We start from the raw sequence: 22647 nt of genomic DNA, 5'->3' as shown, positions 1-22647 counted from the left end.
CTACATTGAAAAAGCCAAGGAAAATATCCTTGGCTTTTTCAACTATGCATCCACCTTTTGTATTTCTTCACTCTTTCTTGAAAGTTTACCTGGCCAAAAAGCAAATCGGCCTAACACAACTGTAATTGCGGGTACAAGTAACGGTCTTACGATAAACGTATCTAGTAATACGCCAATTGCAGTTACAATACCAAATTGAACTAATACTTGAATTGGAAGTGTACCTAACACTGCAAAAGTTCCTGCTAAAATTAAACCTGCCGATGTAATAACACTACCTGTTTGTATTACACCATTTTTTACTGCATCCAAGTGATTTTGTGTCTTTCTGTTTTTCCATATTTCTGAAACCATAAAGATATTATAATCTTCACCTAAAGCAACTAAAAATACGAATGCGTACAACGGTATCGCACCTTGAATGGCCGGCGCTCCCATACCGTAATGAAGCAATATCCATCCTGCTCCTAACGCTGAGAAGAATGATAAAACGACAGTTACAATTAAATAAATCATCGCAACAACCGATCGTAAGTAGACAAGTAATAGTAAAGCGATAATGCTAATCATTACTGGAATAATTACTGATTCATCACGTTCAGTAATTTGCTTTGTATCATATAATGAAGCTGTTTCTCCACCAATCCACAATTGATCTTCAGTATTACGAATCCCAGCATCTTTTAATACTTTTTCTACATTACTTTTCAATTTAGGAATTTGATTTAACGCTTCAATTGAGTATGGATTTTCCGCTAAAGAAACTTCATACATTTGTATTTGCTTATTTTCTTTTCCCTCTTTTGGCTCTTTCACTGTATTTACGAAAGAAAATTTCTCTAGTTCTTGTTTAATAGGAAGCTCTTTTCCTTTCGTATCAACAACCACTTTTACTGGTGCTAGTTCACCAGCTGAGAAATGATCACTAATTAACGTAAACCCTTCACGAGAAGGCATATCCTTTGGAAACGATTCTAATAAGTCATATGTGTATTGAATACGTGGTACGAACGAAGCCAATCCACCTAATACAAACACAGTTAGCATAATTATTGTCCACGGTCTTCGTACTACTACATCTCCAAGTTTTTTACTAAAGGAGCCTTTTGATTTTTCAACTTTTACAGCCCTCTTTTTCTTTCTTGCAAACTCCTCATTCATTGAAGTTGTTCTCGGTATAAACGGGAAAAATGCAATCCTACCGAAAATTAATAATAGTGCTGGTAAAATGGTTAAAGCCGCGATTCCCATTATAAATACAGCAACACTAAATGGTACTGCAAATCGATGAAAGGCACCATAATGAGCAAGTAGTAATGTTCCTAATCCAAGTACAACAGTTAACGCACTCATTATTATTGCACCGCCAGAAGCTTTAATCGCAAGTTGTAATGCTTTATATTTACTTTCTTCTTCTAACAAGTACTCTCTATATCTTGAAATTAAAAATAGACAATAGTCCGTTCCAGCACCAAACAATAATACTGTCATAATTGATATTGCTTGGGCATCTACTTTAATCCATCCGTGATCAGCTAAAAAACCGAGTGTAGGACTAATGATACCGTATGCAAAGCCAACAACAAGTATAGGTAAAATTGCTAAAATTGGCGAACGGTAAAGCAAAATTAATAGGACCAAGACTAATAATACAGTAGCCACTAACAATTTCACATCTGCTTGACTAAATAAACTAACTGCATCCGTTTGAATACCTACAGGCCCAGATAATCGAACATGTAAACCAGATTCACTTATTTTTTGTTTAAATGGATCTTCATCCACCTTACTATTCACTATTTTTTCAAGTTTTTCCAGATTTCCTTTTAATATATCCGTACCAGCAGATTTATTAAAGAATACCGGTGTAACAAATGATGTACCATCTTTTGATGCACTTTTTGATAATACTTGCTCTGGAATTGTATCAAATGGCGGTAACGTTGATTGTTCTTTTAAAGGACTAGCTTTTAACTCTTTATAAACGTCTTGTATGAGTTTATAATCCTGTGACTGTAATCCACCATCTCTATACCATACTACTAACAATGGATTCCCTGTATTATTCGGAAACTCTTTTTTCATAAGCGCTTCCGCTTGCTGTGACATAGCTGTTTCAGGTAAATTTTTTGGATTCGGTTCTTTCGTACTGTTTACTTGTGGTAACGTAAATGAAAGTAATAATGTAATAAGAACCCACACCGATAAAGTGATCCATTGCGTATTTTTCCCTGCTACAAGCCTCCCTAACATATGTAACGGGTGCTTTTTCATAAAAACCCACCTTCCTTTTTTCCTCCATTATTAATTATATATACTGGTCGGTTAATTAATCAAGAATGATTGAAAATTATGTTATAATTATCTCAATCATAAATGTCAGGAGCGAATGTATTTGGAACAAAAACAACGTCCTCTCGGAAGGCCGCGTCAAAATAAAAATACAAAATCTACAAAAGAAACCATTTTAGAAGTGGCAACCCGCTTATTTCTTACACAAAATTATCAAGTCGTTTCTATGGATGAGGTCGCAAAAGTTTGTGGTGTTACGAAAGCAACTGTCTACTATTACTATTCAACAAAAGCCGATTTATTTACCGCTACTATGACCGAAATGATGGTACGTATACGCGAAAATATGTCTCAAATACTCTCTACAAACAAAACGTTAGAAGAAAGATTATTAGACTTCGCTAAAGTTTACTTACACGCAACGATGGATATTGATATGAAAAATTTTATGAAAGATGCAAAACTGTCGTTATCTGAAAAACAATTGAAAGAATTAAAAAATGCTGAAGATAATATGTATGAAGTACTAGAAAAAGCACTCGATACTGCGATGCACATCGGAGAAATTCCGAAAGGAAACGCTACATTTGCGGCTCATGCTTTCGTATCTTTATTATCAATTGGGAATTTTAAAGATGAGAATCACAATCCTATTCTTGCAAATATAGATGAATTAGCACAAGAAATCGTTTCTTTTTATTGGAATGGGTTAGGTCATTCATATTAAACTGATTTACTTTAATAAAAGAGCATGTTTAATTTTTTCAAACATGCTCTTTTATAATTTATTTATATACTAATAATCAGATTATACTTCAATGTCACTTAACAAAAAACTCCATTTTAACTTTACAAATTTTGAAGTTGAACATTTATATTCTCCTTACTTAATCCCCCATGGTAACAAACTACAGATTCAATATGTAAATTTAAATACTTCTTCAAAGACTGCTTTGCTTCCTTAATATTTATAGTTGTTGGGGCGTGAATTCCTCCTAACATCCCATTCACACTATACATAGAGTCTCCTGCAATAAGAATTTTACTTCGTTTCAAATATAAACTAATATGACCCGGAGTATGCCCTGGAGTATGAAGAATTAGTATTCCACCGCAATACGGAAGTTCTTGCCCGTCAATCACAGTATCACTCACTTTTCCTTTTGGTCGGTTCTCTACATTTCCTTCCTTCAATAAAGGCAAATCCCCCTCAATATATGGCTTATCTAATTCGTGCGCATAAACCTTAATATTATTTCCACAGCGCTGCAACAACTCCGGAAGACTACCTATATGATCAATATCCTGATGCGTCAAAATCACGACTTTTAACTTATCAAATGATACCCCAACCTTTTCCATCTCTACTTGTATATCTTCAATTTGTCCTGGGAAACCCGTATCTATTAATACTGCCATTTCATCATCCCATAAAAGAATTGGATGAATAACAAATTCTTGAAATTCAAGTTGTAACATTTCTATCCCTTTAGCAATCTCCATACAGCCATTCTCCTTTATACTGAAGTTTGAAAATATGTACGAGTAAACTGAAAATATAAAGTGAAACTTTAATCCGTTGGGGTTTTACTGCCCGGCAAATAGCGGGATAAAGCACCTTTATCTTATAATATGTTTTGTCATCCCAATAGAGAATGCTTCAAACCCTATAGATTCATAGTAAGATTGCAATTTTTCTACACACATAAGTTGTGGAATAACCTTGTTTTGTTCACAGTGCTGGATTAATCGTTTCACTATTTCTTTTCCGATGCCACTAGACTGATATTTTGGCAATACACCAACTCCACAAATAATGCCTGTTATGACTCCATCTGATATGACACGCCCCATCCCTACTAACCTCTTATCATCAAAAACATAAATTGCATACCAACTTTGCTTACACATTTGTTCTAACTCGTTAACCGTTAATTTAAGAGAATTCCATCCTAAAGATTCGTATAAGGATAATAATCCATTAAAATCTGTAGGATGTTCACTTGTGTGGCGTATACTATTTTCCATGTAAATACTCCCTATTCTCTGACTTGTTTATATTTCATAAAATTCCCTTTACACAAATCTGATTGATGTAAAAATAACTAGAACAAACTTCAATAAGAAAGATAGAATTCCTTCTCAATATAAAATAAAAAGAAGTTATCTCACTTAAGATAACTTCTTTTATATAAGACTCTCATTATATTATCAACCAAAAAATATACAACTGCATACGATTAGCACAAACAAAACTAATAAACCATTTGAGAAATAACCCATTGAATACTACCCCTTTATTAAATTATGTAAAAGATTTTATCATAAAATGATTTACAACTTAATAACTGAAAAAGACATTGCATTCATTAGTTATATATGTTAAGTAATATTTTATTTTCGGTTATATTCTCGTTCCCTGAAAGTGCTTATCATACTCTTCTACTTCCGTTCATATAAGTTCAAAATATTAAATAATAAATCAAGAAGACCTCCACCTTACGAGGTCTTTTTTACTTATTTTCCAAATACACTAATTGATTCTTCCTCAATTACAAGTAAACAATTAGCATATTACATGATTTAATATCCCAATAACCAATTCAACTCTATTAATTCGGTTCGACCTTAATATCCCCCTTTTATTCCAAAAACTCAATAATCGTTTCACATACTTTATCCGTCTCCTCGATATCTGGGAAATGTCCACTATTTTCAAATATAACAAGTTTACCATTTTTCAATTGTCTCGTTATTCTATAACTCATTCCTACACCCGTGTTATAGTCATGCGCTCCAACTATGACACACGTATCAATTTCTAAACCTTTAATACGCTCAATAAGCGGTAAAGATGATTTTGTTCCAAAAATAACTTTACTCATCTTCCCTGTATTACTTAACTTACTTTCCTCCCAAAACCTTCTATTTAGCTTTGCAAATTCTTCATTTTTAAACAATAGTCGATCTAAATTTTCTGTATCAACTATACTCCAAACTTGATTATACCTTTCTTTTAAAGGAATTTCTGACTTACTTATTATCAATATTTGTTCTTTCATTTCCCCTTTCGTTACTTGTAGAAAACCTTCTATCTGCACAGTATACATATCATTAAAATCATCTAACGATGGTGCTTGTAATACCATTTGTTCAACATTTTTTGGATATTTCAAAGCATACTCTAAACAAAGTTGTCCACCAAAAGAATATCCTAACAAATTTATCTTCTCTACATGTAATTGCTTTCTTAATTCCTCTAAATCTTCGACTAGAGTATTGATTGAGTACTCACCGTCATCTTCTGGTGCCTCACTTCGTCCGCAACCTCTTTGTTCGTAATAAACTACAGTCATATTTCCTTCTAACTTCAAACCAAGCGTTCTTTCGAATACATAATGATTACCACCTGGACCACCATGTACTATAATAAGAGGGACTGTATTATGAGCTGTCCCTGCAACTTTACACCAATGCATAATCCCATTGATTTTCAAATAGTGTACACCATCTTGCAACATTAACTGATTCATTTATCCTATCTCCCTATAGCTCACTTATTACTATCTAGATGTATAAGTTCTGACCATTCACACTTTTTCCCTTTATATTCTTTAGACCCTACCCTTTCTTATATGAATAGCTTTCTTATTCAAAAATAGATTTTTAAAAATTCCTACCCCCACAATTAATAAACCTATACCAACTAATTTATTTATTTGTAATGGAATGCTCTCCATTCCAAATAATCCGAATGTATCAATGCATAACGCAACGACCAATTGAGTAATAAGACTAATTAGCACCGTATATGCTGGACCTAAGCTCTTTATTGCACCCATTATACAAATAATTAACCCGATGCCAAACAGTCCACTTACATAAAACAAATAATTTGTAGTATACACTTTAATGTTAATACTGTTTTCTGTAATGATATAAAATAGAATAGAACTAATGAGACCTATTCCAAGGACACATGTAGTCGTTAACCACTGTCCTACATTTTCATTTACTTTTGCATTAAAAACAGATTGTAAGCTAATTAATATTCCTGCTAATATAGCTAAACTAAATCCAATCAAAATCTTCCTCTCCCTTTCATTGCTCATATATATTATCTTTAGCGACTTCCTTCATTCTAGAAAAATCTTTAATGACAATAACTCCATTACTCTTTTCAATTAATTTATCATTATAAAATCTTTGTAATACCCGAATTACGTGCCTATAACTTACCCCTATAAAGTCTGCAATACTTGTTACCGAAGTCGTATCCAAATCCCCTTTGTACATATTCCCGTTACTATCTGTTGAAATTGAAAGTAAATAACTAGCTACACGTACTTCTACAGGATAAAGTAAATTAAGAGCAGTAAAACGAGTCGATATTTTTAACGTGTTCGCAATGTTTTCAAGTAAGAACTTCATAAATATAGGATCATGTAATAACTTGTTTCTAATAACCGTATTAGAAATGGAGATAGCTATAACATCTGAACAAGCTTCAACGACATTATGTGCTTTGCTATTTTGAATTAATTCAATATCACCAACAATGGCCAATGGATTGATAAAGCGAAGGATTAGTTTCTTTCCTTCTGATGTAATCGTGTAAACTTTTACTTTACCTTTAACAACAAAATATAAACGATCCATTTCGTCATCTATATTGCAAATAAGCTCGCCTTTTTCAAAGTAATTTAATTGAAAATAAACTGTATCTATTTCTAAAAAAATCTCGAGCGTTTTATTGGTTCTCAAATAATGCGTAATTAAACCTGATTTATCCTCCATATTCATTTCTCCTTTCATTTACATATTAAATACAACAATACCTATAATCATTACTATTGTTCCCACAATATGATATCTCTCCATCTGTATCTTTTTTATATGAAACAGTCCTTTCATTTCAATAACTGTTGCCGTAAACAATTGAGCAACCATTAGTGTGCCAGCTGTCAATGTAACTCCTAGTGAATATATCGCCATCGTTTCTGCACAAATAATGAATCCACCAAATGCACCCGCTGCTAAATATACTTTTTTCACACTCTTTAAATCTGTTACTTTCTCTTCTTTCTTTAACAAAAATACAGTTGTTGCAATAAGGAATCCAATTAAATGGGTTATAATACTCGTCGACCATATACCGATATGTGAACTAAGTTTCGCATTAAAGGTTCCTTGAAGTGTTATAAATATCCCCGCAAAAACAGCAAATATAATACCTTTCAAAAAATCATCTCCTCATCTTTTATTTCTGACTTAATTAAAAGCTATAATCCTATAATGGCAAAAGGACAAATGTCACATCACTATGAAAATAACTTGGAATGAACAAAAAACACACCTCAAAAATGCGAGATGTGTTTATCTTTATTATTTATATATAAAATTTTATAAATTTGAATTACGCTACATTAAAAGATTTCTTTTTCATAACAAACTTTGCAAATAAGAAACGTACAAGCGGTCCCATAATAATTAATTGTAATGGATATGCCATTATGAAATTTTTAATAAAAATCGAAAAATAAATTGAAACAAATGAAGCTCCTTGTAGTCCACCATGTAAATGCATCATAGCCATACCGAAAAATGACATAAAGAACACCATTCCGATTACCATAGTTGTCGCCATCGCAACGATAATATTTATTTTCTTAGATTTATCAAATGGCAACATGAATACAATTTTTTTCGCACAAGGTCCAACGATACATATTTCAATTAATAGCGCAATAATAAAGCCAATTAATAGTTCTAATGCAATCTCTTTAATATAAATTGGTCCTCCTGTTTCATTCATTAGTAAATTGTAAAACGTCATTACGATAACCATCCCAAGGCACATCATCATACCAAATTGGAGGTTTTCTTTTCTTGTTGTTGGCAAAATTCATCATCCTTTCTCTTTGAGTCTTTGTCATTATATCGATATTGAAACCCCCTTCGTAAGTGAACATTTTGTGAACAAATTTAAAACGTTTTCATGTATTTTCTTTACTTTCAACTCAAATTCTCACTTTTACTTATAAAGGTTTTATATATTTCAATGTTGAATTACTAAATTTAACATTGCATTACATTATTACTAGGAGGATAACCATGAATGAACAAGGATTTTTCGTATATCATATCGTAACAAAGAAAAAAATGCATATCGGACAAATCATTCCTTTTAACAAAAATCAACACAATACTCTATATCACTTCTTTTTTGAAAGAGAACAATTAAATGCTAATGGTGAAGATGGCATACAAATTTTAAATAAACACTATAAAAATAACGAATTACATATAAATAATGAAAATGCTAAAGTAGTCATGAGTTATATGGATCAAACAATTAGAGCAGCTAGAGAAACAATTGTAGAAATGGTTAGACTACAAGAATTCCCTGAATATCCTTCCAGATTATCTTGTTTATACGCTGCAAAAAGCTATGAAGATGCTTTAAAATGGAAAGCATTATTTGATTCTTACAATCGAGAAGTTTTACAGATTGTTAAACTACAAGTAATCGGAAGTTCTTTTGAAGGTGACGGGAATCTTTTACCAAAAGAAGATGGTATTCCTTTTTCTCAAAAAATCGAACAAGCTAGAGAGTATTGGAAAGGAAATATTAGAAATGAACTTCCTGAGCTACTGATTAATGGAGAAATTGAAGTGGTGGAAATTATTGATGACTTCTCCTCAATTCATATTTAATTTCTAACTAAATCATATAGGATGGAGATTACAATGAAGAAAAAAGTGTACTTCAATCATGATGGCGGCGTAGATGATTTAATTTCATTATTTTTATTACTTCAAATGGAAAACGTTGAGCTTACCGGTGTATCTGTTATCCCAGCAGACTGCTATTTAGAACCCGCAATGTCTGCCAGTCGTAAAATTATCGATCGCTTCGGCAAAGGTAATATTGCAGTAGCCGCTTCAAACTCTCGCGGGCAAAACCCGTTTCCAAAAGACTGGCGGATGCATGCATTTTATGTAGATGCTCTACCAATTTTAAATGAGTCTGGAAAAGTTGTAACACCCGTGGTGGCAAAACCCGCGCATCATCATTTAATAGAAACGCTTCTACAAACGGAAGGAAAAACAACTTTATTATTTACTGGGCCCCTAACTGACCTTGCTCGTGCATTATATGAAGCTCCCATAATCGAAGATAAAATTGAACGTCTCGTTTGGATGGGTGGTACATTTCTTACAGCAGGCAATGTACATGAACCAGAGCATGATGGAACAGCTGAGTGGAATTCGTTTTGGGACCCTGAAGCAGTGGCTCGTGTATGGGATGCAAAAATTAAAATCGACTTAGTGACACTAGAAAGTACAAACCAAGTTCCGTTAACTATAAACATACGTGAACAGTGGGCAAAAGAACGAAAGTATATTGGTATGGATTTCCTTGGTCAATGCTATGCAATGGTCCCCCCTCTCGTTCACTTCTCAACGAACTCTACTTACTATTTATGGGATGTACTAACTACCGCGCTTGTCGGAAACACTAACCTTGCAAAAACTGAAACGATTAATAGTATCGTTCATACATACGGACCAAGCCAAGGACGTACAGAGGAAACTGCTAATGGACGACCTGTAAATGTCGTTTATGATGTAAAACGTGATGTATTCTTTGAATATATTACTGAATTAGCAAAGAAAGCTTCTACTTGAACCACTATCTATACGAAAAATAAATAGAATAAAATCACTTCAGACGATGAACCCCTATATTTAGAATTTAGTTGAAACTACATATTTAACTATTGAAAAGAGTATTGAATTAAATTTCAATACTCTTTTTGTGCAATTTAATTATATTGGATTAATGTAGTGTCTTATTGATTATTCATTTCATAACCATTGACAAAATACGTTATTGTTTCTAACTCATCTTCATTTAATTCTCTATCTAGTTCTTGTTTATACACTGCCTTTATCTTCTCTTCATCGCCTTTATGAATTTCTGTATAAGTTCCTACTGTTTTTAACATACGAATCTCTTGTAAAAACTCCTCTCGATTTATCGCTTCCCCATGAGAAAGAATATATGTCTCAGCATCAAATTTCTCTAATTCATCTATCAATTTAAACGTTCTTTTCGTCGTATAGTTCCACTTCGAAGAAAAAATATCTGCATATATACAGTCTCCTAAAAACAATATCTTTTCTTCTTTTATGTACATAACAACAGAATCATGTGCATGATCTCCGCCCACATGTTTTAACACGCAGGTCACTTCACCAAGGTCTAATTCCATTTGATCCTGGAACGTTAAGGTTGGAGGAATAATGTTAATATTTCTCGCTTTTTCTTCAAACTCTTTCTTGATGCAATCCGCACAAAATTCAATTTCAGTACCCTCTTTTACGCGTGCGTCCAACGCTTCATCTGTCCATTCATAAGATACTATTGCCTGCATTTCTTTTTTCGTTTCAGCGTGCGAAATAGTTAATGCATTCCGTAATACAGATAATCCAAAAATATGATCCCAATGCCAATGCGTTAGTGCTACAAAATCAGGATTCGATACATTTTGTTCTTTTAACATTTCTAAAAATAATTGTGCATGTTCTTCTGAATTCCCTGCATCAATCATTAAAGTTTTTTCTTTTCCAACAACCATTCCTAATATAGGTCTATCCGTTTCAGAAACTGGTGTCATATACCAAAATGAGTTTCCTATTTTTTTAATTTGTTGCATAACCAATTCCCCTTTTCATTTTCTCACTTAAATTTAATATATAAATTATAACGAATCACTACTTTTTTCTCTATACTCAAACACAATTACTTGGACTAATCCAACTTAATTTTTCGTAAGCTAAAAATAAGGGAATAGAATCGGAGTGTGATACTATGGAACGTTTATGGATCCCAATGATTGTAACATTTTTTTCGTTCGGTGGATTACTGTTAGGTGGTGCTGTTGGAGTAGCAACACGCCAACTCATTGAAGAAAAGATGCATCGTTTATACGCATTATGTGGTGGTATTTTATTCGGGTTATTATCACTTGAAATTATCCCTGAAACATTTTCAAGCTATGAAATAATTGGGCCTATACTTGGTATAGCCATCGGTATTTTAGTTATGAGCTTATTAGATAACTATTGTCATCATCCAATGATACATAAAAAAGATCAACAAGCATGGCAAACCTTCCTTTTTCTCTCTTTCGCTATATTTATTCATAATATACCTAGTGGATTTGCGTTAGGTACAGCTTTTATAAATCATAATGACTCTGCCATTCCCTTTTTAATAGCAATCGTCGTGCACCATATTCCAGAAGGATTAGCTTTAATTATTCCATTTCTTTTTACAAAGCATAAATATATTTCCTTTTTATTAACGACTTTATTACTTTCTCTTATTCTCGGTACTGGTACGGTTTTTGGAATTTTGATGGAAGGAAAAGCTCGTCACCTGCAAGGCCTCATTATGGGAAGTGCTATTGGTTCACTTGGATATGTCACAATTCATGAAATGCTTTGGAAAGCTAAGAAACAGCTCTCTTTCCTTACATTTCTAATGTGGGCAACTAGTGGTTTTCTCCTAATAATAGCGTTTACTCTACTAGCTGGACATCACTAAATTAAACAAAAAAGATAGCTGAAAACAATTTGTCTTCAGCTATCTTTTTTATTCTTTCTATCTCTCTATAGAAAGAATAATTCCAGCAATCATAGAACTAAGTCGCTCTAAAATATTCCCTAGAAAAAACGTGCATACACTTTGTTTCGAAATAACTGTAGCATTTCTTTCATACTTCGGGTCGTTTCTCTTAATAAAACATTATCATTTTAGTAATTTATTGGAAATAACATTATGTTTTTCGACCATTATCAATCTTTTCCTTCTTTATAAAAAACATAAAAAGAGCCCTATTTTCAAAACAAGGACTCTTTTCATAAACTATTTAGCTACCTCTTCTTTCGGCATTACCATCCCTTTATAAAGTTGAACAGTTATCCAGTAATAGATGAAATAAATGACTAAGAAGATTCCTATTGGCACCCACACTTTTACAAACGGATCAACTAATATAAAGCTGAATAAGTTAAGCCCCACTAAAACGTGAGAGATGCCAATGATTGCTGGGAAGATAAATAAATATGAAATTTCTTTATATATACTTTTCGTTAACATACTACGTCTTACGCCGATTTTTCGTAACATTTCATAACGGCGTACATCACGAGAAGCACCTGTTAATATTTTGAACATAAGGGAACTCGCCATCATTGCTAAAAAGGCAATTCCGAGGAAAAATCCCATAAACATTGTTCCGCTCATGAAGCTGTTCATAAACTGATAAATTGTCATTTTCGTAAATAAGTCTACCTTTGCACCTGTTGCTTTTTCAATTTGTTCTTTTTGTCTCTTGTCTATTTCGATCAATAACGGTTTATATTTTTTCATATCATCTACTTTTGCTAATGTTACAGTGTGTTCTGTTCCTTGAATCCCTTTATAATGCTCTTCGTCTGCAATTCTTACTGGTTTTCCGCTAAATTGATTATGCGTAATTTGTATCTCTCTTACAACTGCGTCTTCCCAATCCTTTGGCATTTGAGGGAATTTTGCTAATTCAGGAGCCTCTAAAGCTGAATATACAGGTTCAGTTAAAGGTTCAGTCACACGTTTACGAACAGGCTCTTTTAAAGTTTTTGTATCAAAATGGTCTGAAACAAGTGGTGGTTTCGCAGTTAAGTCGTTACGTAAATAATAAACCGCTTCTCCATCTACTTTATATTTGTAATTGCTCTCTTCAACAATTTCCATTTCTTTCAAGGCCGCTTTGTCTTGATCATTCGGATCATGAATTACAACATCATATACACGAGAAAAGTCTGTCATAATACCTACATTTTTTTGGAACGCCATACCTGCAGTCATCGCACCTGCTCCTAATGCAATTAACATCGCTACAGTACCTAATACTCTCGATAAACTATTTACTCGAAAGCGTAGCTGTGCATATGTAAAACTATTTAGACCAATTTCATTTCGTTTTTTATTCCCTTTAATTTTCATCACAAAAAGTGGGAGTAATGAACTAAAGATAAAATATGTGCCAAGTGTTGTAACGATGGTTGCTATAATAAAACCTAATTCAGCATATATTTTTACATTGATCATAAAATAGTACCCTGTACTTACCAGTAATACACCAAGTACTGTCATTATAATAATGCGAGTTTTACTTTTCTTCACTTCATCTAGTGTTTCATCTTCACGAATTAACTCTAGTTCAGTTTTACGTAACAATCGGACGCTGTTCATTAAGCCAGTAATGAAAAATAGTATTAAGAAGAAAATAGCTGTAACTAAAATTGCTGGTGTGTATACAGATGCGTAACTACCTTTTGCTGAAATTTCCATTCCATTCATTAAAAAGTTTCCTGCTACACTTGCAAGTAACATCCCTACTACAATACCGATAATAATACTTACAATCCCCATACCGAATGTTTCAATAAATAATAACTGTGCTACTTTTTTCTTTTTCGCACCAAGCATCATGTACATACCGAGTTCTTTTCTTCTTAACGTGAGCAAGAAAGAGTTGGCATATATAATATAAAATACAGTAATGAAAGATAATAGTATTGCACCTACCCAAAAGACGAGTCTAATACTACTAATTAGGCTATTATCTTTCGTAAATTCACTATTCATCGCCATCGTTTGGAACATGTAGAAAATACTAATACTAATAACGAGACCAATAAGTAAAACCATATAATCTTTTAACATCTTTTTCATACTATGACGTGATAATTTAAATAACATAGTTTCGCCCCCTACTTAGACTCAGCAGCTGAGCCCATATGAGCGAGCACACCTAAAATGTCTTGATAGAAATTCTCTCGAGTGCCTTGACGATTTAATTCTTTATAAAGAAGACCATCTTGAATAAATAAAATACGCTCACAATAACTTGCACTAAATGCATCGTGTGTAACCATTAAAATACTTACATTGTGATTTTCATGTAAATCTTGCATCGCTTCTAATAAACTTTTTGCGTTTTTACTATCAAGCGCTCCTGTCGGTTCATCTGCTAATACAATTGCCGGATTATGTACTAAAGCTCTTGCCGCCGCTGTTCTTTGTTTTTGTCCTCCAGAAACAGCAGTCGGATATTTTGTTAAAATTTCAGTGATGCCTAATTTTTTTGCAACGTCATTTACCTTTCCAGTAATCTCACTGGACGGTACGCCTTGCAAAGAAAGTGGTAAAGCGATATTTTCATAAATTGATAAATTTTCTAGTAAGTTAAAATCTTGAAAGATAAAACCTAATTTTTGAGATCGAAAATCTGATAATGCATTACCTTTCATAGAAGTAATATTTGTTCCAGCTATCGTCACACTACCACCTGTCGCCTGGTCAAGTGTACTTATCACATTAAGTAAAGTCGTTTTTCCAGATCCAGAAGGCCCCATAATCCCGACAAATTCTCCTTCTTTAATACTTAACGATACGCCCCTTAATGCTTTTGACTGATTCTCATTTCTTTTCCCATACGTTTTTTCTACACTTTCTACAGTAACTACATTTGTTGACATCTCTTTCACTCCATCCCTTTTGTATAAAATCAATTTCTCACATATTTCTTATTATTTTGTCATGTGAATTCTTAAGAATTTTTTAATTATGCATTCAATAAGAGTTACATCCGTAACATGAACCTATTTCCTACTTCATATTCTCATTTTTCTACAACTCGTTCCCTCGATTTCGCTTACATTTACCTTACATTTTTGTAAGATAAAAAAGAAAACACACTAATTTTTAATAGTGTGTTTTCTTTACAATCAATATTCTCTATTCTTTATTTCCTCTTCAATCCTTGCCACAAATACATCTAGCGCAACAACTTCTGACTTCTCTTCCCCATATTTACGTACATTTACAGCTCCGCTTTCCATTTCCTTATCCCCAATAACAAGAAAATACGGTACTTTTTGCATTTGTGCTTCTCTTATTTTATATCCTAATTTTTCATCTCGTGCATCCTGTTCAACACGAACTCCAGCTTTTGCTAATTTATGTGCAACCTCACTGCAATATTGTTCATGTACTGCATTTGAAACCGGAACTACTTTCACTTGAACTGGTGCCACCCATGCCGGGAACGCACCTCCAAAGTGCTCAATTAATATTGCTAAGAAGCGATCTAATGACCCTAAAACTGCCCTGTGAATAACAACTGGTCTTTTCTTATCATTATTTTCATCTATATAATTTAAATCAAATTTCTCTGGCATTTGGAAATCAAGCTGGATTGTTCCGCACTGGTGACTTCTATTTAAAGCATCTTTAATATGAAAATCAATTTTCGGCCCGTAAAATGCACCGTCACCTTCATTTAGTCTATATTTATAATTTAGCGATTGTAATACATTTTCTAATGCTGCTTCTGCTTGCTCCCATAATTTATCATCACCCATTGAATCTTCTGGACGAGTAGAAAGCTCTACTTCATATTCGAATCCAAAAGTTTTATATACGTAATCAATTTGCGCCATTACGGATTTAATTTCATCTTCAATTTGTTTTGGAGTTACAAATAAATGTGCATCATCTTGGCAGAAAGTACGTACTCTTAATAATCCGTTTAACGCACCACTAAATTCATGACGATGTACTTGACCAAATTCACACATACGAATCGGTAATTCACGATAAGAATGCAATTTATTTTTAAACATAAGCATGTGCCCTGGGCAGTTCATCGGTTTTAATGCAAAACTTTTATTATCTACTTCAGAGAAATACATATTATCTTTATAATGTCCCCAGTGCCCTGATCTCTCCCATACTTCTTGGTTCATCATGAACGGAGTGCGTACTTCTTGATAATTGTACTCTTTTTGAATTTCTCTTAAAAATGCTTCCAATTCGTTTCGAATAATTTGTCCTTTCGGTAAATAAAACGGCATTCCCGGAGCCTCTTCAGAAAACATAAATAACTCAAGCTCACTTCCCAACTTACGATGATTTCTTTTTGCTGCTTCTTCAACGAAATGTAAATACTCTTCTAATTCTTTTTGAGAAGAGAATGCAACACCATATATACGCTGAAGCACTTGGTTATTACTATCACCTCGCCAATATGCACCGGAAACGTGAGTTAATTGAAATGCTTTCAAATAACCTGTAGATGGTAAATGTGGTCCTCTACATAAATCTACAAATTCACCTTGTTTATATAGTGTTACACTTTCTCCACTAGGAATTGCTTCTAAAATTTCTAATTTCAAACTATCATCTATTTCTTGAAACAGCTTAGCTGCTTCTTCTCGAGAAACCTCAACTCGTTCTATCTTTATATTTTCATTTATAATCTTTTTCATTTCTTTTTCGATTTTTCGTAAATCTTCTATGTTTACACTACTTGGAAGATCCATATCATAATAAAATCCATTTTCAATAACAGGCCCTACTCCAAGATTTATATCACCATACAATCTTTTTACAGCTTGCGCTAAAATATGTGCCGCAGAGTGTCTTGCAATTTCTACACCTTCATTTGAATCTATAGTAATGATTTCCACTTCCGCATTTTCTTCAATATTTCGGCGTAAATCATATAATCCATCATTTACTTTCCCCGCGACTGCTTTCTTTTTCAAACTACTGCTAATGGATCCAGCAATTTCTTCTAAAGTAACTCCATTTACAAATTCTTTCACGCTACCATCTGGAAATTTAATTTCAATCATTTGTTCTTTCATTTTTCATCTCTCCATTTCATAATAAAAAGCACACTCATCCCTAAAATAGGGACGAGCGTGCTTATACCCGTGGTTCCACCCAGATTTCCATTGTAAACATACAATGGCTTCTTTTACGGTAACGTCGTTTATACGGCACTAGATACTTAATTTCCCCAGTGCAGCTCTAAGGTGGTAAGTTATTTTTCTGCGTTAGGAAGTTCTCAGCTTTCCTTCCTTCTCTGTATAACCGGGTAAAATAACTCGTGTCCTTTTCTTCGCTTATTATGAAATTGAATGCAAAAAAGCATATTCATCCCTAAATATAGGGACGAATATGCTTATATCCGTGGTTCCACCCAGATTCCCATCACAAAAAACATAATGGCTTCTTTTGCGATAACGTCGCATACACGGCACTAGATACTTAATTTCCCTAGTGCAGCTCTAAGGTGGTAAGTTATTTTTCTGCGTTAGGAAGTTCTCAGCTTTCCTTCCTTCTCTGTATAACCGGGTAAAATAACTCGTGTCCTTTTCTTTGCTTTTTGTAAAACATCCATTTATTGTTATTTAATATATCTTATTCATTTTATTTTTGCAAGTGTTTAAAAAAATTATTTATTTAATTTAAAAAGTGAAACCAAATTTTTTTGGTTTCACTTCACAATTTTACCAATCTTGTGGTTCGTAATTTAAGTCTGCAAATAGACGTCTTTTCTCTTTCTTCGTTAAATCTCTCCACTGTCCAACTGGTAAATTATTCAATTCGATATTCATAATTCTCGTACGTTTTAACGTGTATACTTGATAACCTAAAGCTTCACACATACGGCGAATTTGGCGATTTAGCCCTTGGGTTAAAATAATTTGGAACTCATATTTTGATAGCTGTGTAATCTCACAAGGAAGCGTTTTTGTTCCTAAAATTTTAACACCCGCTGCCATTTTCTCTAAGAAATCAGGAGTAATTGGCTTATCTACTGAAACGATATATTCTTTCTCATGTTTGTTTTCAGCACGTAAAATTTCATTAACGATATCACCATCATTCGTTAACAAAATTAAACCGTCTGAGTCTTTATCAAGACGTCCAATGTGACTAATTCGTAAAGGATGGTTCACTAAATCGATAATGTTACCTTTTACAGCTTTTTCACTCGTACATGTAATACCTACTGGTTTATTTAAAGCGATATATACGTGATCTCGAGCAATTCGAAGCTGCTCTCCATTTACTCGTACATCATCACCTGGATTTACTTGGTCACCAATTTTTGCAACCTTACCGTTAATAATTACTCTTCTCTCATTAATTAGTTTATCCGCTCCACGTCGAGACGCTTTTCCAGCTTCACTAATAAATTTATTGATACGCAAATTAGGCACATCCTTTTCTAAAAAAAATTTCAAGCTCACACTGCTTCTACCGTACAATACAAAAGGGTAAGCCTCCTATTATAACTTAAATATATTAACATGAAAGGGTATATAACGTCTTCTATTAATTACTTGTTTATAAGAAAATATCGTTATTATACAATCATTTATGCACTTTTTCAGCGTTTAATATACAAGCCATTCTTCCTTACATACAGCTTGTTTTCCTTTTATCTCTTCTATATCTTCATGAATATTAGCTAATTTATATAAATCTGGGAAAATCTCTTCCACATAATGTTGGTGCGCTATTTCATCTTTCCAATACGTTAACACTATGTAACGATTTTCATTTTTTAAAGACTTCCCAACTACTCCACCTAGCATTCCTTTTGCTTTTTCCATTCCTTTATTCCAAATTGTTTCTTGCTTATGTAAAAAATGCTTTTCCTTTTCCAACTTTACATCACATATAGCAACTCTTACGAACGCTCCCTCTATTACAATATCTTCCAAATGCATATCAGTTATATCATACAACGTTTGAAATAATTCGATTTCACATGAAAGAAACGTATCCTCTTGATTACTATTTAAATAAATTGTATCGTGAGAAGCATTCATAAATGATTGATATACACTTCTATCTTCCCATAAAGTAAATACACATGCCTCATCTTCATTCCATCCACCAAATTGTCCATGAAAACCATCTAGGTGCTGTATATCACGCCATTTTTCTTGCGCACTTGAAAATAATTCTTTTTTCTCTTCTTCCACTTTACAGTAGATTGTTTTTAGTAACATTTTTAATTCCCCCCTATGATCCGATCCATTTCCCACTCGCCATACTTTCTATTTTTCCATATACACAAACGTTAATTTTTTTGTTATCAACTCCAGTACTTACTCGAAATTTGATGCCCTCAGTAAATGTTGTAAGTTAATTACCGGAATACTTACCGGGTAAAAATACATCTAAAATATAAAAATTAAAATCCCTTGCTTTGCTTTCTTATCCCGCTTATAGTTTACATAACATAATTATATATTACTGATTATCTATATCATTCAATAAAACATCCTATTTTTTATACTTGGTAAACTATCCACTCATTTTCATAAGAAATACTATTTTATTCTATACGCATAATAATTTTAATTCCAACAATTCAGAATTAAAATCCAAAAAAGATAGGAAGTAAACAATCCTACATTATCATCTACTCCCTATCTCTTTTATCATCAATTATTTTTCAAATATAGAATACGTAATTTCTCCTGGATAATGTACTACCGTTACCTTCCGTTTTTCTTTTTTAAAACTAACAGTATGACCGTTTTCCCCTAAGTTCTCCCAGCCACTCGCCTTTGTAATTGGCATTACACTTATATATTTATAATCCTCTTCCTTTTCATCGTTAATATGGATTGCTGACATTGGTACTGGAAAATCTTCAATTTTAGATTCTTTGTCCAGATATATGAGTGCAAATAAGCCAACTAATATCATAGCCATTGAAATATTTGAAACTAGTTTTTTTCTATTCATTTTCACTGAAAACCCTCTTTTCTCACATATTACTTTCATCATTTTACTAATCTTAGTTATTTATGTATATAAAAAATATAATTAAAATCAATTCTAGACTATATTCTCTATCATTAATACTGTTATTGTTATATATTATAATTAATAGATTTTAAAATTTTGGAGGCGTTACTCATTGAGGAATTTTTTTTCAAAAAAATGGTCAGTTGTAATTTCTATTTTTATTATTGCCAGTACGATTTTCTACACAATGATAGATAAAAATCATAACAAAAAAGCCACGGTAGAAACAATTGATACAAAAACATTCAAAACTAACCTGCAACCTAAAATAGATGAGTTAACTACAAATTATAATGACATCATCGAGAAAGATTGGTTGCCTGCTTGGGAGGATATTAATATAAACGAAGATTCGGTTGACAGGACTAAACTATTAAGTACAATGATTTCTGTTTCAAAGCAATATGAAACAATCATAAAAGAAATTGACACCCTACAAATTGAAGAAAACATAGTAGAAGTACATATACAAAAGCAACTAACCTATTTCACAACTGAATTTAAAACCGCATCTAACTTCATGAAAAATGCAGCAGATTTGATTATAACTGGAGCCAATAGCTCTACTCCAGCTAATGAAATAATTGAAAATGCTAAACACTCTTTAGAACTTGCCGATCAACTTATTGTCATCGCTTTATCCACCTTAGCTGAAGTTGAGGATAAATTAGGACTTTTGAAAAAATAGCATTCTTTACTATTTTAAAATAAAAAAATGATTGCATTTCATTAATTGTATAACTATAATGTTTTTATTGATTCTATACACATTCAATGCGTATAAGTTATTAATTTTATAATTCGGATGAACCATTCAGGAGAAGGTCTATTGATCTACCGACGGGGCAAAAAGTTGTAAAACCAACTTTGAAACTCTCAGGTCTTGGTTACAAGTAGAACTGCATGGGGACGAATCTCTGGAGAGACTCCCTTTCGCTTTATATAGCGCAGAGGAAAACGAGCACCGAAGGAGCAAATCCGCTACTATAGCGGATAATCTCTCAGGTAAAAGGACAGAGACAAGCGAAAGAAAATGCCGATTTGTATCGGTTTATTTTTCTATCCCTTGTTTCTCCAGAGACCATTTCATTTACTTGAAGTGGTTTTTATTTTTTTCTAAAAAAGGAGAATACAGATGGAGACAGTAAGTAAAGTGTTAGAACAAATCAATCACTATGTGTGGGGACTACCAACGTTGTTGTTACTCGTTGGTACTGGTATCATTCTCACAGTGCGTTTAAAAGGTTTACAGTTTAGTAAACTATTATACGCTCACAAACTAGCTTTTAAAAAATCAGAAGATACATCTTCTTCTGGAGATATTAGCCACTTCCAAGCGCTTATGACAGCTATGGCGGCAACGATTGGTATGGGAAATATCGCTGGTGTTGCAACAGCTGTGACAATCGGTGGTCCCGGTGCAATCTTTTGGATGTGGATTACTGCTTTGTTCGGGATGGCAACAAAGTATGCCGAAGCAATTCTTGCGGTGAAATACCGTGTTAGTAATGAAAATGGCGAATATTCGGGTGGACCAATGTACTATTTAGAACGTGGTTTAGGAAAGAAATGGCTTGCTGTTTTATTCGCCATATTCGGTACAACTGCTTCTTTCGGTATCGGTAATATGGTGCAATCTAACTCAGTTGCAGAGGCAATGCGAATTAATTTCTCTTTCCCCCCTGCTCTAACTGGTATATTGATGTCGTTTTTAATCGCTATTGTTATTTTAGGCGGAGTTAAAAAAATCGGGAAAGTGACAGGATATATCGTTCCTATTAAAGCTTTCTTTTATATCATTGCTGGCCTTATTATTATTTTCTATCACTACGATCAAATCCCAGAAGCATTTTCACTTATTTTTTCTGGTGCATTTACTGGTACTGCAGCTGCTGGTGGTTTTATCGGAGCAACAGTTGCATCAGCTATTCAAATCGGAATGGCGCGCGGTGTATTTGCGAACGAGGCTGGTTTAGGGAGTGCCCCTATTGCCGCGGCGGCTGCAAAAACAGATTCACCTGCAAAGCAAGCATTAGTTTCTATGACCGGTACTTTTCTAGATACGTTTATTGTATGTACAATTACAGGACTTGTATTAATTACAACAGGTGCATGGAAATCAGGTAAAACTGGCGTTGAAGCTACAACACTTGCATTCCAATCTGTATTCGGTACTGCTGGTAGTATGATTCTCGGTATCGCAATTATTTTATTTGCCTACTCTACTATTTTAGGCTGGTCGTATTATGGAGAAAAATGTGTAGCTTATTTATTCGGAGAAAGTGCTGTTAAATATTATAAAGCAATCTTTATCATCATGATTGCTATTGGTGCGAATTTAAAATTAGGCATCGTATGGACATTTGCGGATATTGCAAATGGACTTATGGCAATTCCAAACTTAATTGGTCTAATTGGATTAAGTAGTATTGTTGTCGCTGAAACGAATCGCTTTTTACAAGCAGAGAAATTAAAAGAAAGTCATAAAAAACAGGCAAGTTAATCAATAATAAAGGAATGACTCATACATAATGAGCATTCCTTTTTTTGTTTTCTTACTCAGTAAATATCATTAAAAATATATTTATATCAATCTTTCCCTTTTTTATTCCACT

21 protein-coding genes, 1 pseudogene, 1 riboswitch and 2 other annotated features are annotated in these 22647 nt (G+C 33.2%); of the genes and pseudogenes, 6 read left to right on the top strand and 16 right to left on the bottom strand.

Going from position 1 to position 22647, the window contains the following annotated elements:
* Positions 1–42: 42 nt before the first annotated feature.
* On the bottom strand, positions 43–2274 hold the full coding sequence (locus BCG9842_RS11225) for an MMPL family transporter (RefSeq protein WP_000716584.1): 2232 nt from the start codon (positions 2272–2274) through the stop codon (positions 43–45).
* Between the two features lie 121 nt (positions 2275–2395).
* Here BCG9842_RS11225 and BCG9842_RS11220 point away from each other — a divergent pair, with 121 nt between their 5' ends.
* Positions 2396–3019, top strand: a complete 624-nt coding sequence (locus tag BCG9842_RS11220; protein WP_000436036.1) for a TetR/AcrR family transcriptional regulator — start codon at positions 2396–2398, stop codon at positions 3017–3019.
* Between the two features lie 122 nt (positions 3020–3141).
* Here the strand turns inward: BCG9842_RS11220 and BCG9842_RS11215 are convergent, their stop codons facing one another.
* From BCG9842_RS11215 to BCG9842_RS11185, 7 genes are all read right to left on the bottom strand, one after another.
* Complete coding sequence (locus tag BCG9842_RS11215; RefSeq protein WP_000401471.1) at positions 3142–3795, bottom strand: MBL fold metallo-hydrolase; 654 nt, start codon at positions 3793–3795, stop codon at positions 3142–3144.
* 117 nt (positions 3796–3912) lie between these two features.
* Positions 3913–4320: a GNAT family N-acetyltransferase gene (locus BCG9842_RS11210; RefSeq protein WP_000431724.1), complete on the bottom strand. Its 408-nt coding sequence runs from the start codon at positions 4318–4320 to the stop codon at positions 3913–3915.
* Positions 4321–4934: 614 nt separating this feature from the next.
* A complete protein-coding gene (locus BCG9842_RS11205; protein ID WP_001072686.1) occupies positions 4935–5825 on the bottom strand; it encodes an alpha/beta fold hydrolase in 891 nt (296 codons plus the stop codon).
* Between the two features lie 81 nt (positions 5826–5906).
* On the bottom strand, positions 5907–6377 hold the full coding sequence (locus BCG9842_RS11200) for a DMT family transporter (protein WP_000579007.1): 471 nt from the start codon (positions 6375–6377) through the stop codon (positions 5907–5909).
* 16 nt (positions 6378–6393) lie between these two features.
* Positions 6394–7089, bottom strand: a complete 696-nt coding sequence (locus BCG9842_RS11195; RefSeq protein ID WP_000389682.1) for a Crp/Fnr family transcriptional regulator — start codon at positions 7087–7089, stop codon at positions 6394–6396.
* A gap of 18 nt (positions 7090–7107) precedes the next feature.
* Positions 7108–7533 carry a DMT family transporter gene (locus BCG9842_RS11190; RefSeq protein WP_000676019.1) on the bottom strand — a complete coding sequence of 142 codons (426 nt, stop codon included), beginning with the start codon at positions 7531–7533 and terminating at the stop codon, positions 7108–7110.
* Between the two features lie 175 nt (positions 7534–7708).
* Positions 7709–8194, bottom strand: a complete 486-nt coding sequence (locus BCG9842_RS11185; protein WP_001143403.1) for a hypothetical protein — start codon at positions 8192–8194, stop codon at positions 7709–7711.
* Positions 8195–8406: 212 nt separating this feature from the next.
* Here BCG9842_RS11185 and BCG9842_RS11180 point away from each other — a divergent pair, with 212 nt between their 5' ends.
* Both BCG9842_RS11180 and BCG9842_RS11175 read left to right on the top strand, forming a co-directional pair.
* Positions 8407–9009 carry a DUF2441 domain-containing protein gene (locus BCG9842_RS11180; protein ID WP_001005235.1) on the top strand — a complete coding sequence of 201 codons (603 nt, stop codon included), beginning with the start codon at positions 8407–8409 and terminating at the stop codon, positions 9007–9009.
* A gap of 21 nt (positions 9010–9030) precedes the next feature.
* Positions 9031–9984 carry a nucleoside hydrolase gene (locus BCG9842_RS11175; RefSeq protein ID WP_140153288.1) on the top strand — a complete coding sequence of 318 codons (954 nt, stop codon included), beginning with the start codon at positions 9031–9033 and terminating at the stop codon, positions 9982–9984.
* Positions 9985–10148: 164 nt separating this feature from the next.
* Here the strand turns inward: BCG9842_RS11175 and BCG9842_RS11170 are convergent, their stop codons facing one another.
* Positions 10149–11015 (bottom strand): MBL fold metallo-hydrolase, encoded by an 867-nt coding sequence (locus BCG9842_RS11170; RefSeq protein WP_001184095.1) that lies wholly within the window; start codon positions 11013–11015, stop codon positions 10149–10151.
* 155 nt (positions 11016–11170) lie between these two features.
* On the opposite strand from BCG9842_RS11170, the gene BCG9842_RS11165 reads away from it, so the two are divergent.
* Positions 11171–11908, top strand: coding sequence for a ZIP family metal transporter (locus tag BCG9842_RS11165; protein WP_000440613.1), 738 nt, complete (start codon positions 11171–11173; stop codon positions 11906–11908).
* Between the two features lie 72 nt (positions 11909–11980).
* Here BCG9842_RS11165 and BCG9842_RS29630 read toward each other — a convergent pair.
* The 7 genes and pseudogenes from BCG9842_RS29630 to BCG9842_RS11135 form a co-directional block, all read right to left on the bottom strand.
* Positions 11981–12081, bottom strand: a pseudogene (locus tag BCG9842_RS29630) (MFS transporter); the annotation flags it as partial.
* Between the two features lie 148 nt (positions 12082–12229).
* Positions 12230–14110, bottom strand: a complete 1881-nt coding sequence (locus tag BCG9842_RS11160) for an FtsX-like permease family protein (RefSeq protein ID WP_000897904.1) — start codon at positions 14108–14110, stop codon at positions 12230–12232.
* 11 nt (positions 14111–14121) lie between these two features.
* Positions 14122–14889 (bottom strand): ABC transporter ATP-binding protein, encoded by a 768-nt coding sequence (locus tag BCG9842_RS11155; RefSeq protein ID WP_000106426.1) that lies wholly within the window; start codon positions 14887–14889, stop codon positions 14122–14124.
* A gap of 249 nt (positions 14890–15138) precedes the next feature.
* Positions 15139–17061 (bottom strand): threonine--tRNA ligase, encoded by a 1923-nt coding sequence (thrS, locus tag BCG9842_RS11150; RefSeq protein ID WP_000663089.1) that lies wholly within the window; start codon positions 17059–17061, stop codon positions 15139–15141.
* Positions 17062–17105: 44 nt separating this feature from the next.
* Positions 17106–17328, bottom strand: a binding site (T-box leader).
* Positions 17329–17364: 36 nt separating this feature from the next.
* Positions 17365–17588: a binding site (T-box leader), on the bottom strand.
* Between the two features lie 121 nt (positions 17589–17709).
* On the bottom strand, positions 17710–18417 hold the full coding sequence (gene rluF / locus BCG9842_RS11145; RefSeq protein ID WP_001222160.1) for a 23S rRNA pseudouridine(2604) synthase RluF: 708 nt from the start codon (positions 18415–18417) through the stop codon (positions 17710–17712).
* 186 nt (positions 18418–18603) lie between these two features.
* Entirely contained in the window at positions 18604–19224 is a 621-nt protein-coding gene (locus BCG9842_RS11140) for a YdbC family protein (protein WP_000925175.1), read from the bottom strand.
* 442 nt (positions 19225–19666) lie between these two features.
* The gene (locus BCG9842_RS11135) at positions 19667–20011 is read right to left on the bottom strand and encodes a hypothetical protein (protein ID WP_044783011.1); all 345 of its coding nucleotides are present in this window, start codon (positions 20009–20011) and stop codon (positions 19667–19669) included.
* 133 nt (positions 20012–20144) lie between these two features.
* Here BCG9842_RS11135 and BCG9842_RS11130 point away from each other — a divergent pair, with 133 nt between their 5' ends.
* Both BCG9842_RS11130 and BCG9842_RS11125 read left to right on the top strand, forming a co-directional pair.
* On the top strand, positions 20145–20720 hold the full coding sequence (locus BCG9842_RS11130; protein ID WP_001243468.1) for a hypothetical protein: 576 nt from the start codon (positions 20145–20147) through the stop codon (positions 20718–20720).
* Positions 20721–20939: 219 nt separating this feature from the next.
* A riboswitch (glycine riboswitch) is annotated at positions 20940–21059 on the top strand.
* 108 nt (positions 21060–21167) lie between these two features.
* Positions 21168–22535 carry an alanine/glycine:cation symporter family protein gene (locus BCG9842_RS11125; RefSeq protein WP_000451017.1) on the top strand — a complete coding sequence of 456 codons (1368 nt, stop codon included), beginning with the start codon at positions 21168–21170 and terminating at the stop codon, positions 22533–22535.
* Positions 22536–22647: the final 112 nt, after the last annotated feature.

The sequence above is a fragment of the Bacillus cereus G9842 genome, from assembly GCF_000021305.1.
GTDB classification, from domain to species: domain Bacteria; phylum Bacillota; class Bacilli; order Bacillales; family Bacillaceae_G; genus Bacillus_A; species Bacillus_A thuringiensis_S.
This window is presented reverse-complemented; position numbering and strand designations above follow the sequence as displayed.